The sequence below is a fragment of the Embleya sp. NPDC005575 genome (assembly GCF_040605455.1).
Taxonomy (GTDB): Bacteria; Actinomycetota; Actinomycetes; order Streptomycetales; family Streptomycetaceae; genus Embleya.
In genome coordinates this window covers 46,035-61,508 of sequence record NZ_JBEXCV010000001.1, presented here as the reverse complement: position 1 = coordinate 61,508, position 15,474 = coordinate 46,035, and the positions used below count along the sequence as shown (strand labels likewise).

8 protein-coding genes are annotated in these 15,474 nt (G+C 72.2%); 2 read left to right on the top strand and 6 right to left on the bottom strand.

The features are described from left to right. Positions 1–177: 177 nt before the first annotated feature. Positions 178–1,278 carry a saccharopine dehydrogenase NADP-binding domain-containing protein gene (locus ABZS54_RS00235; protein WP_355528771.1) on the bottom strand — a complete coding sequence of 367 codons (1,101 nt, stop codon included), beginning with the start codon at positions 1,276–1,278 and terminating at the stop codon, positions 178–180. Positions 1,279–2,070: 792 nt separating this feature from the next. Between ABZS54_RS00235 and ABZS54_RS00230 the strand changes: the two genes are divergently transcribed. Both ABZS54_RS00230 and ABZS54_RS00225 read left to right on the top strand, forming a co-directional pair. Next, positions 2,071–3,471, top strand: coding sequence for a M1 family metallopeptidase (locus tag ABZS54_RS00230; protein ID WP_355528768.1), 1,401 nt, complete (start codon positions 2,071–2,073; stop codon positions 3,469–3,471). A gap of 977 nt (positions 3,472–4,448) precedes the next feature. Then, the gene (locus tag ABZS54_RS00225; RefSeq protein WP_355528765.1) at positions 4,449–4,913 is read left to right on the top strand and encodes a winged helix-turn-helix domain-containing protein; all 465 of its coding nucleotides are present in this window, start codon (positions 4,449–4,451) and stop codon (positions 4,911–4,913) included. Positions 4,914–4,960: 47 nt separating this feature from the next. Here the strand turns inward: ABZS54_RS00225 and ABZS54_RS00220 are convergent, their stop codons facing one another. Genes ABZS54_RS00220 through ABZS54_RS00200 form a run of 5 tightly spaced genes read right to left on the bottom strand, consistent with a single transcriptional unit; the run spans position 4,961 to position 15,179 of the window. Continuing rightward, positions 4,961–6,331 carry a condensation domain-containing protein gene (locus ABZS54_RS00220; protein ID WP_355528763.1) on the bottom strand — a complete coding sequence of 457 codons (1,371 nt, stop codon included), beginning with the start codon at positions 6,329–6,331 and terminating at the stop codon, positions 4,961–4,963. Further along, positions 6,328–9,387 (bottom strand): amino acid adenylation domain-containing protein, encoded by a 3,060-nt coding sequence (locus tag ABZS54_RS00215; RefSeq protein WP_355528760.1) that lies wholly within the window; start codon positions 9,385–9,387, stop codon positions 6,328–6,330. Before ABZS54_RS00215 ends, ABZS54_RS00220 begins: the two co-directional genes overlap by 4 nt. Before the next feature lie 52 nt (positions 9,388–9,439). After that, the gene (locus ABZS54_RS00210; RefSeq protein ID WP_355528757.1) at positions 9,440–12,724 is read right to left on the bottom strand and encodes a phosphopantetheine-binding protein; all 3,285 of its coding nucleotides are present in this window, start codon (positions 12,722–12,724) and stop codon (positions 9,440–9,442) included. Beyond that, positions 12,721–14,127: a condensation domain-containing protein gene (locus ABZS54_RS00205; protein WP_355528754.1), complete on the bottom strand. Its 1,407-nt coding sequence runs from the start codon at positions 14,125–14,127 to the stop codon at positions 12,721–12,723. Before ABZS54_RS00205 ends, ABZS54_RS00210 begins: the two co-directional genes overlap by 4 nt. Beyond that, positions 14,124–15,179 (bottom strand): GntG family PLP-dependent aldolase, encoded by a 1,056-nt coding sequence (locus ABZS54_RS00200; RefSeq protein WP_355528751.1) that lies wholly within the window; start codon positions 15,177–15,179, stop codon positions 14,124–14,126. The genes ABZS54_RS00205 and ABZS54_RS00200 overlap by 4 nt, the downstream gene beginning before the upstream one ends. Positions 15,180–15,474: the final 295 nt, after the last annotated feature.

The following is a 15,474-nucleotide window of genomic DNA, read 5'->3' as shown; positions in this document are numbered from 1 at the left end:
ACGCGGCGGTGGCGGTTGCCGCGTCGGGGCGCTGCGTTGTTGTCCGGCCGGACCGGGGCCGACCCCCGTTCGGTCCCGGTCCTGCCTTGTTTTCGGCCCCGCCGGGCGGGTGACCGGGCCGCGGGCGGGCCGGGTCGGTCCGCGGCCCGGCTCGACCGCGCGCAGTTCGCGTCCCGGTCAGTCCGCCGGGATCTCCGCCGGGAGTTCGGTGAAGGTCTCGAATCGGGTCAGGTGCTCCGGGGTGAGCGCGCGCAGGAAGCTCTCCGCGTCGAACGCCTGGCCGGCCGCGACCGCGCCGGTCGCGGTGTGCTCTTCGGCGAGGACACGTTCGACGGCCTCCACCACGATCGGTGCGGTCACCGCGTAGATGTCGCGCCCGGCGACCACCGCACGCCGCTCCCGATCGCCGCGGCGGACGACCGCCTCGACGAGATAGGTCTGCGCCGATCGGCCCCGCTCGTCGGCGGCCGAGGGCGCCGGGGTGGCCGGGTCGCGGATGTCCGTCAGTGGCGCGAGGTTCATCACCGCGCGGACCTCCGGAGTGTCCAGGTGACGCGGGATGGTCACCTGGTCGGCGGTGGCGAACTCGTTGATCTGCTGCTTCCCGAACGGCGCCGGGAACTCCCAGTCGGAGACCTCGGTCGAGTAGGAGAACGGGCTCAACCGACCCTTGGTGAACACGAGGTGATGTCCCGCGTTGGTCTCACCGGTGAGCCGGGTGCCCGCGGTCGGCAGCCAACTGTCCAGCCCGAAGGCGATGGTGATCTCGTCCGCGTTCGGCCAATCGCCCATGGCGACGGTGGCCAGCAGATCGCCCAGTCCGCCGTAGAAGGCCATCGACGGCGCGAGGACGAGCCCCTGCTCCGCAGCCTGCTCGGACCGGGTGTCGAACAAGGCTGCCGTGGCAGCCTGTTCGGCGGCCACGTCCAGGTAGTGCGCACCCGCGCGAATGGCCGCATCGGCCACCGCGAGCGTGGTCTCCGAGAACGGGCCCGCGCAGTTCACGACCGCCGCGGCGCCGGTGAACGCGCGATCCAGCGCCTCGGCATCGTCGGCGGCGGCGACCCACCGCGGTGCGTCCGGGTAGTCGGCGCCGATGTCGTCGAGCTTCGCCCGATCCCGGCCGACGAGCACCACGGGCCGGCCTCTGCGGTGCAACTCCGCAACCACGAAGCGCGCCGTGTGCCCGTAGGCCCCGTAGACGGCGACCGGGCGAGCCGAGGACATGCGCGAAGTCTCGGCGGCGGCGGACGGGTTCGAGGCGCTGTTCTCGGTCATTGTTTCTCTCTCTGGAACCGGGGCCCGACCGACGATGCGGCCCGGCGGAAAGGAGTACGTGTCCATGATCCGTTGGCGGCACGACACCCACCATCGGCTTAAACGACAAGGGTCGTACAGTTTCGGACATGGGAACGGGCACTCGTGGTCCACGACGGATGCGCGCCTTTCCAGGCCACTTCGGACTGTGAGCCCTTCGCCGTCGACCACTCCGAGCTCGTCGACCCACGGCACACGTGTCCACCCTCCGCGACCGAGACCGACCCCGAATCGGCAACCCGTACCGCCCGACACCGATCCACGTCCCGGACGAATCGGCCGATGCCCACGCGGTGATGCCGCCCCGGCGCGACGCGTTTCCCTGAGCATTGGCCGGACTCGACCGACGCGGTCGGGGGTGGGTGAGGGTGAGGGTGGGCCGATTATCACCCGAATGATTGCCCGGGGCTGGTTCATCGTCCAGAAGTTCGACCGTAGAGTGATTGCCGGCGCGGCTCGTGTTCGCGTGCTTTGTACTGCTTTGTCCGTGTCCTGTTCCCGACTTGCCGCTGAGTCGTTCGCTTTTTCGTCGCTTCGCCCCCGTTCCTTCGTTGCTTCAGCTATCGTTCGTCCGTTTTCCCCTGTCCGACCCCTCGCCGGGTCGGATTCGTGTGTCCTGTCGTATCGCGTCGCGTCCGAGTCGGTGGCCGAGGTGCGTGGGCTCGGCACGCGGACCCGGCGACGCGTTGATCGTGTGCGCCGCCGGATCCGTCGCCACCTCGGAATTCAGCCACGACACAGGAGGCCCACGCCTTGGCTTCGAAGTTCGCCCGTCCTGTCCTCGCCCTCGTCGCGACCCCCGCACTCGCCGCCCTGCTGGTCGGCGCCGCCACCTCGGGAGGCGCTGCGACGCCCGGTGCCCCGGGCGCGGGCGACCCGTACTTCCCGCTGTCCGGCAACGGCGGGTACCACGTTGCCCACTACGGTCTCGACCTCGACTACACCCCGACGACCAGACGGCTCGAAGGCTCTGCCGACCTCGCCGTCACGACCACGCACAAGCTCAGCTCGTTCAATCTCGACCTGTCCGGACTGACCGTGGACAGCGTGCGGATCGACGGCAGGCGGGCCGCGTTCACTCGCGACGGCGCCGAGCTCACGGTCACTCCGGCGCATGCGCTGGACAAGGGCAGCAGGTTCCATGTCGTGGTCACCTACTCGGGTGTACCGGAGTACGTGACCGACCCCGACGGTTCTCCCGACGGGTGGATCATCCAGCCGGACGGCTCGGTCTTCGTGGCCAACGAACCGCAGGGTGCGATGACCTGGTTCCCGAGCAACAGCCACCCGAGCGACAAGTCCACGTACGACGTCAAAGTGACTGTTCCCGACGGCTGGACCGCGGTGTCCAACGGCCGACTTCGCGACCAGCGCAGCCAGGCCGGCAGGACCACCTTCTCGTGGTCCGAGTCCAAGCCGATGGCCGCTTATCTGGCCACCGCGAGCATCGGCAAGTTCCAGGTCGAGCAGTACGTGACCAGGAGCGGCCTGCCGGTCTACAACGCCGTGGCACCGAGCCAGGCCGCGGAGGCCAAGCCGGTTCTGGACCAACTGCCCGCCGTGATCGAATGGGAGAGCGGGTTGTTCGGCCGCTATCCGTTCGAGGCGGCCGGCTCCATCGTCGAGGACGCGCCCGACGTCGGCTACGCACTGGAGACGCAGACCAGGCCGATCTACGACCGGGCCCCGGACATCGGAACGCTCGTCCACGAGACGGCGCACCAGTGGTTCGGCGACTCGGTCACGCCGACCAAGTGGCAGGACATCTGGCTGAACGAGGGCTTCGCCACGTACGCCGAGTGGCTCTGGGCCGCCGAACACGGCGGGCTCAGCACCGCCCAGCAGTTCGCCGCCGACTACGCGCTGCCGGCCACCGACTCGCTGTGGTCCTTCCCGGCCGGCGACCCAGGCGACGGTGGGCACCTCTTCGCCAAGCCGCCCTACGAGCGCGGTGCCATGGTCCTGGAGAAGCTCCGCCAGACCGTCGGCGACCGAGCCTTCTTCACCATCCTCAAGACCTGGGCCACCGACCACCGCTACGGCCACGGCGACTCCGCCCAGTTCATCGCCCTCAGCAAGCGAATCTCCGGCAAAAACCTCGACGCCCTCTTCGCCACCTGGCTCTACGGCCAGGGCAAGCCGGCAACCCCGTAACCCCGTAACCCACCCTCGCCGACCTCACCACACCCGGTGAGGTCGGCGAACCCAACTCCCGGCCTTGGCGCTGAGCTCGCCAGGTTGCGGTGCGCGAGCATCGGCCGTCAGGTCGATTCGCTCACCGTCGCGGCCGAGCGCAGTGGCACGCGGGCCCGCGTCGACGCGACGCGGGCCCGCTCCGGAACGACCGAGCCCGGGCCCGGCATCCGGCCGGTGACCGACGTCCGGGACGTGCCCGTCGAAGAACCGGACCTTCGTATGCGACCCGATCGGCCCGTTCCCGCAACTCGTTCGTCGGTCGCGGGATTTCGCCGAGTGGGTCGCGTGTGGACACGGTGTCACCGCCCGGGTAATTCCGCCGGGGAATGCCGGCACGAGCGCTCGGTGCGGGTTGCGTCGAGCGAATTGTGTTTAGCATCATGGCGGCGGGACAGATGGTTTCACAGTCGGCGGGTAACGCGGCGTCGGCGGTACGACATGATCGGCGCGGCGGTGGGTCCCGGTTCACGTTCGTGTCTCGAAGCCGAGGAAACGGTTGGTCTCGGCATCGAATCGGGCGGGGCGGTTGGCGAGTCGGTCGTGCGAAACCCTGCGATGGGCGAGTATTGCCCGCGCTGTCACGGGGACGGGGCCGCCGCCCGGGGAATGCCGCGCAGCGTCGGGCACGGGCACGGGCACGGAACGACATCGGATACATATACAAATACCAGGTTTGCGTGGTGAGGTGCGGCGCACGGCAGGCGGACGTATTCGTTGATTACGAATCCCGGCCCGATATGCGAACGTGCCCGAGTTCGGTCGCGTCGATACTCGAAGGTTCGCCGAAAGCCGTGGGTGAATGACGTGCGGAGCCGACTTCATCGCTCGTGAGCCCGAAATTTCCATGAGCATTCCGAAATGGTGATCATGTGGAAGTCAAGGTTTTACGGTGGCCGTCCGAGGCGGAAAAGCGCGCGGTATGCAGGTCGCGGGGATTGCCCTGCCTGCTGGTCCTGGAGGGCCACGGGGTCTCGGTGCCCACGGGGCTGAACGTCCTGGAGGACTGGGTCAGGCCACCGATCAGTCGGGAGGACTTCGGGGCCCGTCGGGCCGCCCTCGCGGCCAGGGCCCAGGCGGGCGCACTACCGTGCATCGACCGTGAGGGCGTGCTGCGCTTCGGCGGACGCAGACTGTCGCTGTCTCCGGCGGAGGCGGATCTGATGCGCGTCCTGGTGGAGTCGTTCCAGGAGGTCGTGTCCCGGGAAAGCCTGGTCCGTCGAGTGTGGCCGGGCGACTGTGCCCAGCGGCGCAACGCCTTGGATCTGCGCATACTGCGGCTGCGCCGACGCATCGGCTCCCTGCACCTGTCCATCCGCACGGCCTGGGGTCGTGGATATCTGCTCGACATCCACGACCCGAGGGAAGGCGACCTCGTCTGGGCGAGCGCCGACGGGCACTGACGACCCACCCGCGCATCGCGCATCAGGACGTGTACCCGCTCGGCCGCTCAACCTGTGAGCCGGGACAGCCTCGCCAGTCGGGCGTGCAGCATCCCGGTCAACTCCGCGGCGGCCTCGCGGGACACGTCCGCCGGTCGATGGGCCACCGCACCTGCCAGCCCGCGATCGGGCCGGATACCCAATTCCAGGCTCAAGGACGTCTTCGCGTATCCGAAGTCCACGTCCTCGACGCCGAGGCAACCGGGCAGGGACGCCGTCCCGTCCTCCTCGTCCAGGGTCAGCCGTACCCGGATGTCCTGGTCCAGGACCGCGTCGTCACCGGTGAGGGCGGCCAGGACGCGCTCGAAGGGCGCGTCACCGTCGCCCAACGCCGCCGTCAGCTCGTCCCGGGTCCGGTGGATCGACTCCGCGCACCGCGCCGCCGGTCGCGCCTGGACCCGGACGACGACCGTATTGGCCAAGTCGGCAAGCACACCGCCCAGTTCCGGTCGATGGCGACCCGAGGTGCAACACCCCACCAGGATCTCCGCGCGGTTGTGACACTCGGCCACCACCGATCCCCAGGCCGCCAACAGCACGGCGAACAGGCTCGATCCGGTAGACCGCGCCAGGCGGTCGAGTCCGCGGCCCGTGGCACCGTCGATCCGCACCGGTATCCGCGCTCCCGTCCGGTCCCCCGAATCGGGCAGGCCGAGCGGCGCCGACCCCATCAAGCGGGCGGTGGTGCGCTCGACTTGCTGCCGGACCACCCCCGAGACCAGACTGCGCCGTTGCCAGTGCGCCACCTCGCGCGGACGCAACCGGCCGGCCACCGGTACCCCGCACAGCGCCGGCAGCAAAACCGTGCGCAGCCCGTACCGATCACACGCGATGTCGTGCGCCACCACCGTCAGCAGCACCGCCGCCGGCCGCGCGTCCAGCACCCGTATCCGCACCGGCGGCCGATCCAGCCGAAACGGCGACCGCCCGTCCCGCAAGGCCAGTCGCCCCGCCGCCCGGAAGGCGTGCACCGGATCCGGCGAGGCCGCGACGACCCGCTCCACCGGCACCTCGTCGGCCTCGTGCACGCGCACCCGCGCGCCGTCCGGCCCGGCCGCGACGTAGGAGCCGCGCAGCGCCTCGTACGACTCGATCGCCCGACGCACGGCCCGCGCCACGTCCTCGGGCGCGCGTTCCGGCGGAAAAGCGCACACCAGGCCGACGTGATGGAAGTCGCCGTCGTCGCCGTCCCGATGGGCCCGCCACAACGACTCCTGCTTCACGGTGACCTCGTCCGGCTCTCCCTCGACCCGCTCGGGGCCGCCGTCCAGGTGATGCAGGAGCCCCTGTTCGGCCAGGCGCGCGGTCAGCAGTTCGCGCTTGGCCGGCGAAAGCGCCGCCATGCGCGCCCGTAGGTCCGCGCCGCTGTCCGTGCTCACGGGCCCGCCTCTCGTACATCGTCCTCCGCCAGGCCCGCGACCTCGGCGACCAGCGCGGCCACGCTCTCCGCACCCTCGCGATATCGGTCGATGGCGGCGGCCAGGTCCGCGACGGCGCTGGACTCCAGCCACGTGCGCAGCGGCAGGCGCACCCCGAACCGGCTGCGGACGGCGGCGATCACCCTGGTCGCGAGCAGCGAGTTGCCGCCCACGGCGAAGAAGTCGTCGAGCACGCCGACGCTCGGCACGCGTAACACCTCCTGCCAGATCCGCGCGACCTCCCGCTCGGTGTCGGTGCGCGGCGCCACGCCGGCGGTCAACCGCTCGTCGATGCTGCGCTGCGGCGCGGGCAACGCCTTGCGGTCGATCTTGCCGGTGTGCCCGAGCGGGAACGCGGAGAGCAGCGAGATCGAGGTCGGCACCATGTAGCCGGGCATCCGCGCGGCGAGGAAGGCGCGCAGCTCGGCCACGTCCAAGTCGTCCGCACGCGGCACGATGTAGCCGGCGAGGCTGCGTTCGCTGTCGTCGCCCCACGGGACGACCAGGCACTCGCGGACCCCGGGGTGTTCGGCGATCTCCGCCTCCACCTCGTGCGGTTCGATTCGGATGCCGCGCACCTTCACCTGGTGGTCGCTGCGGCCCAGGAAATGCAGATTGCCGTCCGGCAACAGGGTCGCCACGTCTCCCGTGCGGTACAGCCTGGCCCCGCCGCCCGCGAACGGGTCGGGTACGAACCGGTCGGCGGTCAGGCCCGGACGCCCGTGATAGCCACGCGTGACACTCTCGCCGCCGATGTACACCTCCCCGCGCGCGCCGAACGGCACCGGCTCCAGGTGCCGGTCCAGGACGTGGGTCGTCTCGTTGTTCATCGGCCGCCCCGACCGCACGAACGGCAGCCCGCTCTCCCGGGGAACCACGTGGAAGGTGGAGTCGATGGAGACCTCGGTGACGCCGTACAGGTTGATCAGGTCCGCGTCCAGCGTCGCGTGGAATCGCTCGGCGAGCGTGGGCGGGATCGGCTCGCCGCTGACGAAGACGAAACGCAGGGATGTGCACGCGGCGGCGTCCTCGGCGGTGAGGAACGTCTGGAGCATCGCCGGAACGAAGTGCAGGGTGGCGACACGCTCGGTGCGGATCAGCTCGGTGAAGCGGTTCAGGTCCAGGTGAAGTCTCGGTGGTGCGAGCACGGCTCGCGCACCGACGAACAGCGGCCGGAACAGTTCCCATACGGCGGCGTCGAAGCTGTACGCGGTCCACTGCAACGCGGCTTCGTCCGGCCCGAGTTCGTACAGTCGACTGATCCACCACACGAAGTTGACGGCGCCGCCGTGCTGGACCAGGACGCCCTTGGGGCGACCGGTGGAGCCCGAGGTGTACATCACGTAGGCGAGGTTGTCCGGAGCCACCCCGGTGCGCGGTCGATCGCTCGGGTGATGGGCCCACGCCTGCGGCTCGTCCAGGACGACCGGGTTGCGTGCCCGGGGCAACAATGCGACCAGGTGCCTCTGCACGAGCAGCACCGGACAGTCCAGGTCCTCGGCCAGATAGGTCAGCCGGTCCGGCGGGAACGAGGGGTCCAGCGGGGCGTAGGCGCCGCCCGCCTTGAGGATCGCCAGGATGGCCACGTTGAGCTCGAACCCGGGCTCCGCGCACAGTCCCACGATGGTGTCGGGCCGAACGCCGAGCTCGATCAGGTGGTGTGCCAGGCGGTTCGCGGCGCGGTCCAACTCGGCGTAGCTCATCGACTCGCCCTCGTGGACCAGGGCGGGGCGGTCCGGTGTGCGGTCCACCTGATCCTCGACGTGCCGGTGCAGGCACTTGTCGCGCGGATGGTCCACCGCCGTGTCGTTGTGTGCGTTCAGCGCCGCCCACTCGGTCGCGTCGACCAGGGGGAGCCGGCTCATCGGGGTGTCGGGTGCGGTGGCGGCCCCGGTGAGCACGGCCGCGGTGCAGCGCAGCAGCCGCTCCACCCGCTCGGCGTCGGCGACCTCCGGGGCGTACCGGGCCACCAGGGTCAGCGTCGCACCGTCGTCCTCGACGCCGACGACGAGCGCCGGCCCGGCCGGCTCCGGCGCCGGCACGGAGGCGTCGTCGCGCGCGTCGACCACCGAGTCGTACAGCGCCGGGCCGCGTTCCGCGCCGGAGAGTTCGTGCAAGACCGCGCCCGGGAGCTGCCCGTGTGCGCGGGCCCTTTCCATCCACTCCGACAACTCGGCGATCCACGCCGCAGCGGGAGTGTCGTCCAGCCGCACCGGCGTGGGCAGGGTGCGTTCGAAGGGGCTCAGGCACGCGCGCAGGGCGGGGGGCCGGGTGTCGACCGACAGGCCGATCACGGCGAGCGGTTCGCCACGGAACCTGGCCACCACCGATGCCCATGCGGCGGCGACCACCCGCAGCTTGCACGAGTGCACGGCCGCGGCCAATGCGCGGACCGCGACGGTCGCGGGAGCGGACAGCGCGACCCGCACGGTGCCGGGTTCGCGCCCGCACCGGGCGGCGGGTTCGGGAAACAGCGGCGTGACGCCGTCGACGTCGGCGAGCGAGCGCCGCCAGAACTCGGTCGCCTCGGCCTGCTCCACAGGGTCCGGACGCAGCACGAGGTCGTCCGGCCGATCCACCGGCTGTTCGCCGCGCACCAGGGCGGCCAGGTCGCTCAGGAGCAGGTGCGCGCCCAACTCGTCGACCAGCAGCGGATGGTAGGTCAGTACGGCCTCGCGGGTCGCGTCCGACCACGAGAGTCGGCCGAGCGCGCCCGCCGGCCCCGATGGGAGTCCGTGCCGGGGTTCCCCGCCGTCGGCACGGTCGTCCGCCGCGGGGTCGTCGGCCCGCAGGAACGGCGGCGCGACGCCCGTGCGGACCAGCGCGGGTCGAGCCTGCGACCAGTCCACACCGATGGCCAACTCCGGCCGCAGGGCCATGAGTTCGAGCCAGGCCCGATGCACGTCGGCCGCCGACGCGTCGGCCAGGGTCAGGTGCGCCCGGCGGTCGGGTCCGCGCGCCGAGTCGTCCAGGGCTGCCGCGACGAGCACGTCCTGCCGGGCGGGGGAGAGGGGCACGCGGTCGGGAACGGAGCGGCCGTCTGCGGATGTAACCACTGCCACGGTGACCTCACGAGAGTCGATTCGGGTCGATCGGATCCGTCTTCGTCATGCCGTCCGGTGCGGGCCCGGGCGGGTGCTGCGGTGCGGGCCCCGGGGCGTCGTCGGGGGCGTCCTCCACGGTGGTGAGCAGCGCGTCGATGGTGTCCAGCTCCCGGGGCACGACGGCACGCACGCGCTCGATCGACTCGGCGAGCCGGCGCAACGTGGGCGCCGCGAACACGTCGGCCGGCGCGACATCCACTCCGTGGGTCGCGTGTACCCGGGCCAGGACCTGGATCAACTGGAGGGAGGTGCCGCCGAGTCCGAAGAAGTTGTCGTCGCGGCCCACCCGGGGCACACCCAGGATCGGGACGAGGACGTCCGCAGCCAGGGCGCGCTCGGTGTCGGTCGCGGGCGGCGTGTACGGGCGGGAATCGAACCGGGCGCCGCGTTCGGCGGCGGATCGTGCGGCGTGGTCGAGATCGGTGCCGGTGCGCACCGCCGTCGCGCCGTCGCCCTCGACCACGAGTACACATTCGGGTACGGCCGCGGCCGGCAGCACGTGGCGCAGCAGGTCGACCAGGTCCTCCGGGGACGGATCCGGCAGGCCGGCCCGGATCGCCGCGTACGGATGCTCGGCCCAACCCCAGTCGAGCGGCTGCACACCCGCCGAGGCCGGCCGGCCACCGCGTTGCGCGAGCGCTGCCGCGAGGTCCTCGACCAGGATCGAGCGACCATGCGCGCACACCCGGTCCTCGGGCAGGCGGACCAGGCGCAGCGTGCCGCCGGCGCCGACCCTGACCAGCGCGCGGGTGTTCACCATCCGACCGCCGTCGCCGGCCGGGTCGGGACGGAAATCGGCGGCACAGGCGGCTGGTTCATCGAGGTAGCGCGCGCCGGGGTCCACCCGCGCCCACAGCGTCCCGGTGCCGCCGACGGGCACGGCCATCAGGTCGTCGTTGAGCACGTGGTACGGCGCCGGGCAGGTCGAGCCGTGCGGGTCCGGGCCGGTCAGCACGGCGTCCGGGGCCGCCGCGGACCACCAGCGGCGCCGCGGTGCGGCGTCGTCCTGCTCGCCCGGTGACGCGGGTTCGGTGAGCCGCCGATACGAGGCGTGCAGGTCCAACAGGTGCACCGGGACGGACTCGGCGAACGTGCGGGGCAGTTCCGCCACCGTGGCGCCGGCCTCGGCCAGCGCGTCGAAGCGCGCGTCGGCCGTCCCAGGAGTGGGCAGCAACAGCGTGGCGCCGGAACCGGCGGCGGCGAGCACGCAGATCGCCGCGTCCTCGCCGGCCCACTCGAAGTCGGGCGCGAACACGTCCGAGGCGGACAGCCCCGAGTCGTCGGCGTGCCGCACCGCCGCGCGCAGCAGTGCGGCCATCGGGATCCGCAACACGCGTGGCGACGGGTACGCCCGCAGGCCGACCAGGAGTGCGCCCGGCGTGCCTTCGGGCAGGCGGGCAAAGGCCGTGCGTGGTTCACGACGGGCGGGCGCGATCTCGGTGACGATGCCGTCGGGGAACAACTCGAACCGGGCGTGCGCCGCGTCCGCCACCCGGTCCGACCAGGTCGGCGGGTCCTCGGCGCGGCGCACCAGAACGTCCGCTCCGAAGCCGAGCGCGGCGGGCAACGCGACGGCGCCGGCGGCGGAGTCGTCGGCGTGCAGGACGACGGTGTCACCGACCCGTACGCCGGCCTCGGCCAACGCCTCTCGGAACCCGCGCACGGCCGCCACGACCCGCGCGCCCGTCATCGCGCCGCCCGGCGCGCTGATCACCACGTCGTCCGGGGATCGGTCGGCCCAGCCCGCGAGGACGTCGACACCGCCGAAGGTGCCCTCCCGGGCGGTCGCGGTCGCGGGGACCACGTCCGCGCGCGGCGGGGACGCGGTACCAGTCGCGGGATCTGCGACAGTGCCCGGCGCCGGGTGCGCGACGGCTCCTGTGGCCGGATCCGCCACGGCTTCCGACGCCGGCTCGGCCGCGGCGCCTGCGGCCGGCTCCGCCACGGCGCCCGGTGCCGGTTCCCACGTGGCGCTCGCCGCCGGGGTCAGAAAGTGTGCGACGAGTGCGGTGAGGGCGTCGACCGTGGAGCGGTCGAAGAGGTCGGGGTCGTATTCGGCGAGCAGTTCGGCCGACCCGCTCGCATCGCCGGCCAGCACCAGTTCGAGGTCGTACATCGGCACGGGCGAGGGCATCAGCCGGATCCGGGCGGGGCCGCCGCCCAACTGCGGTACCGGTAGGGACACGGCGTCCAGGCCCACCGGGAGCAGCGGTTCCGCCCCCCATGTGGGTGGCGACGCGTCGGCGAGCGCGGCGATCGGCAACGGCTCTCGTACGGACGCCGCGACCGCCTCCCGGGCGCGAGGGGTCAGCGAGGCCGCGTCCACGCCGCCGTCGATCGGCAACGCCAGCACGCCGGCCGTGCCGAGCCGCCCCACCAGGTCGGCGGTCTGCGGCGTGTGCCGGCCGGGATCGTCCAGGCCCAGCCGCAGCGGCGACGACGCGCCGAACCTGCGCAGGGCCGCCCCCACCGCGGCCACCAGTGCGACCGGCGGGTCGACGGGCACGGGTGCCGGCCGGCGCAGCGCGGCACCGCCCGCGGACGGCGGCCCGGCGACGGGCGGCCGGTCGTAGGGCAACAGCGAGGGCTGCGCCGGTCCCAGCCGGCCGGCGACGGTGGGGAGCAGGTCGGCCAGGTGCTTCGGGGTGAACCGACGGCGATGCCAGTACGCGTGGTCCGCGACATCGAACCCGCCGGTCACCGGCACCGTGCCGTCCTGGTAGGCACGCGCGACGGCGGCCAGGAGCAGCCCCACGGAGGTCCGGTCGATGCAATGCCGGGCCACCGCGAGCGACAGCGCGCTGCCCTCGTCGCACGCGGTGACCGCCGCTCGGCACAGCGGACCGCGTCGAGGGTCGAACGGTCGGCTCCACGCGGGCTCGTCCGGCGAGTCGTGCCAGCACACCCGGGCACCGAGACCCGGCGTCTGCACGAGGGTGCCCCCGCGTTCGCCGACCAGCAGGCCCAGCGCGGGCGTGGCCGCCGCGACGGATTCGACCGCGGCGCGCAGTCGTTCGTGGTCGAGCCGGTGCCCGGTCTCCAGGCGAGCCGCGACCGTCATCCGGGCCAGGTCCGGAACGGCCGACGCGGCCGTGTACAGCCACTCCTGATCCAGCGTGAGCGGCACCTCGGCACCCTCGGGGCGGGGCTCGGTGAACTCCCGCCCGCGCGCCTGGTGGTCGATCCGGCGCAGCACGGACCGCAGAGCCCGGCGGCGGGCCTGCGGCGACAACCTTCCCGGGCCGGTCATTCGAGGTCTTCCCCCTTCAGGGTGTCGAGGATCCGCCGCCGCTCACCCGGCGTCATCCACGCCACGTCGCGCACGGCGCGATCGGGTCGGCTCACCGCCCAGTCGAGGAACACGCCCAGCCGGGCGGCCAGATCCGCGCCGGTGGCGTCGTCGAACAGGGTCCTGCTGTAGTCGAGGCGCAGCATCGGCCGGGGCCCGCCGAGCAGGAACGTGGCGTTCAGGTCGAACCGACTCAGCTCGTATTCAGGCGCCACGAACTCGCATTCCAAGCCGTCGAGTTCGAGTGAGGGTGGGGCGTCCACCGCAGAGCAGAAGGCCCGGAAGAGCGGATTGCGATCGTTGCGCCGATCCGGGCCCAGGGCGCGGACCAACTCCTCGAAGGGCAAAGCCTGATGGGCCAGCGCGTCGGCCAGCGTCAGATGGGTACGGCGCACCAGCTCGACGAAGGGTTCGTCCGGGCGCAGCGCCGAACGCAGGCACAGCGTGTTGACGAAGCAGCCGATCAGCGGTTCCAGGGCCAGATCCGTGCGCCCGCTGACGGGTGTGCCCACCACGAAGTCCCGCTGACCGCTGTAGCGGCCCAGCACCGCGAACCACGCTGCCAGCGCGACCGCGAACGCGCTCGCCCCGGCCCGCGCGGCCACCGCGCGCAGGCGCTGCACGGTCGCGGGGGACACCTCGTGCTGCACGGTACCCATCGCCCCGCCCACCCCGTGTCCGGGCCGGTCGGTGGGCAGTTCCAATTCCTGTACGCCCGACAGTGCGGTGCGCCAGTGTCGCAGCAGCGACTCGCGCTCGCGTTCCAGCGTGTCCCGCTCCCACCAGGCGTAGTCGCTGTAGGAGACCTCGGGCGCGGGCAGCTCCGGGCCGCCGCCCCGACGCAGGTCCTCGGCGAGTTCGCGCAGCAGGATCGCGGTGGACCAGCCGTCGAAGGCGAGGTGATGCAGGGTCAGGACCAGTACGACGGCGCCGTCCGCGTCGTCGAGGCCGGCCAGTCGCACCCGCAGCGGGGGTTCGTGTTCCAGCTCGAAGACGTGTCGGAGCTCTTCGGTCGCCGTCGCGACGGCGCGCTCCATCGCGTCGGCGCCGGGCCCGGCCGGTCGATGGTCCACGGTGGGCGGACCCTCGTCCAGCACCCGCTGTACCGGCGGCCCGCTCGGACGCGGTTCGACCACGGTGCGCAGCGGCTCGTGCCGGCGCACGAGGCGGTGGATCGCGCCGACGAGCGCGTCGACATCGGGCTTTTCGCGCAGCAACAGCGCGACTTGGAGGTTGTACTCGGCCGTCGGCGGCCTGCTGGTGTGCACGAACCACAGCCGGGCCTGCGCGGTCGACAGCGGCGCGGGACGCTTCGCGACGGGGACGACCGGGATCCGGGGTGGGGCCGGTTCGGCGGCGCTCATGCGGGCACCGCCGATCCGACCAGTGTGCCCGCGGCCCGGGCGGCGGAGGCCACGGCTCGCCGCACACCCGCGTCCGACACGTCCCGGTGGGTGACGAACCTGACCACGCCCGGGACCACCTCCGTGACCAGGACGCCGTGTTCGGCCAGTGCCGCCACGAAGGGGGCCGCCGAGTCGCCGATCGGCATCGTCACGATGTTGGTGCGCGGCGGATCCGGCGCCGCCCACTCGGGTAGCACCTCCCGTAATCCGCAGGCGAGTTCGGCGGCGCGCCGGTGATCGGCGGCGAGTTCGTCGATTCCGTCCAGCGCGATCGAGCCGGCTGCGGCCACGATGCCGATCTGCCGCAGCGTCGCGCCGAGGCGACGCCGGATGTCGGCCGCACGCACCCGCACCTCGGCCGTACAGCACAACAACGAACCCATCGGCGCGCCCAGGCCCTTGTACAGAGAGAACGTCAGGGTGTCGCACAGTGCTCCGACGGCGGTGGGCGCGTATCCGCCCGCCAGGCACGCGTTGAACAGCCGGGCGCCGTCGCAATGCACCGGGACACCGGCCGCGCGGCAGGCCGCCGAGACCTCGCGCAGGCGATCCAGGTTCCATACCGAACCACCGCTCGCACTGTGCGTGTTCTCCACCGCGACCATGCCGGTACGCGGGGCCCGCCAGTCGTCGCGGGCGAGCAACTCGGCGATGTGCTCGGTGCCGAACATGCCCCGGTGCCCCCGGATCGGGGTGAGCTGGACGCCGGCGAGGCCGCAGGTGGAGTGCGACTCCCAGCGGACCAGGTCGGAGTCCGCCTCCGCGAGCACCTCGTGGCCGGGCGGGACCAGCGCCATCACTGCGGCCAGATTGGCCATCGTGCCGCCCACCACGAACAGCGCGTCCTCGGTGCCGATCAGCCGCGCGGCCCGCTCCTCCAGGGCGCGTACGGTGGGATCCTCGCCGTAGAAGTCGTCGCCGACCCGGGCCGTGGCCATGGCCTCGCGCATCCGCGCGGTCGGCAGGGTCACCGTGTCCGAGCGCAGATCCACGGGCGCGGAATTGCTCACCGGAAGCCTCCTCGGGTTGCTCGGGGCGATCGACACCGTCGCGCGCGTCATGGCACGACGGACACGAGGGCACGCGTCGCCGGACGAGGGCGCGCGTCGCCCCGAACCGGCATCGTGCGCCGGAATCCGACCCGTTGCCGATTATCTTTCAGGAACCCGTCGGCCCTTTCCGGAGTATTTCCCGCACCCTTCCGGGATCCGGACCCGATGGGTAATTCTGGGCGCGGTGGAATGGGCTCCGGATCGATACGCCGGACCCGACGAGGACCACCGGCGGAACCTACCGGACAACAAA

Excerpts from the sequence above, each read along its gene's own strand:
- ABZS54_RS00235 (WP_355528771.1), bottom strand. The coding sequence starts at position 1,278 with ATGACCGAGAACAGCGCCTCGAACCCGTCCGCCGCCGCCGAGACTTCG.
- ABZS54_RS00210 (WP_355528757.1), bottom strand. The coding sequence starts at position 12,724 with ATGACCGGCCCGGGAAGGTTGTCGCCGCAGGCCCGCCGCCGGGCTCTG.
- ABZS54_RS00205 (WP_355528754.1), bottom strand. The coding sequence starts at position 14,127 with ATGAGCGCCGCCGAACCGGCCCCACCCCGGATCCCGGTCGTCCCCGTC.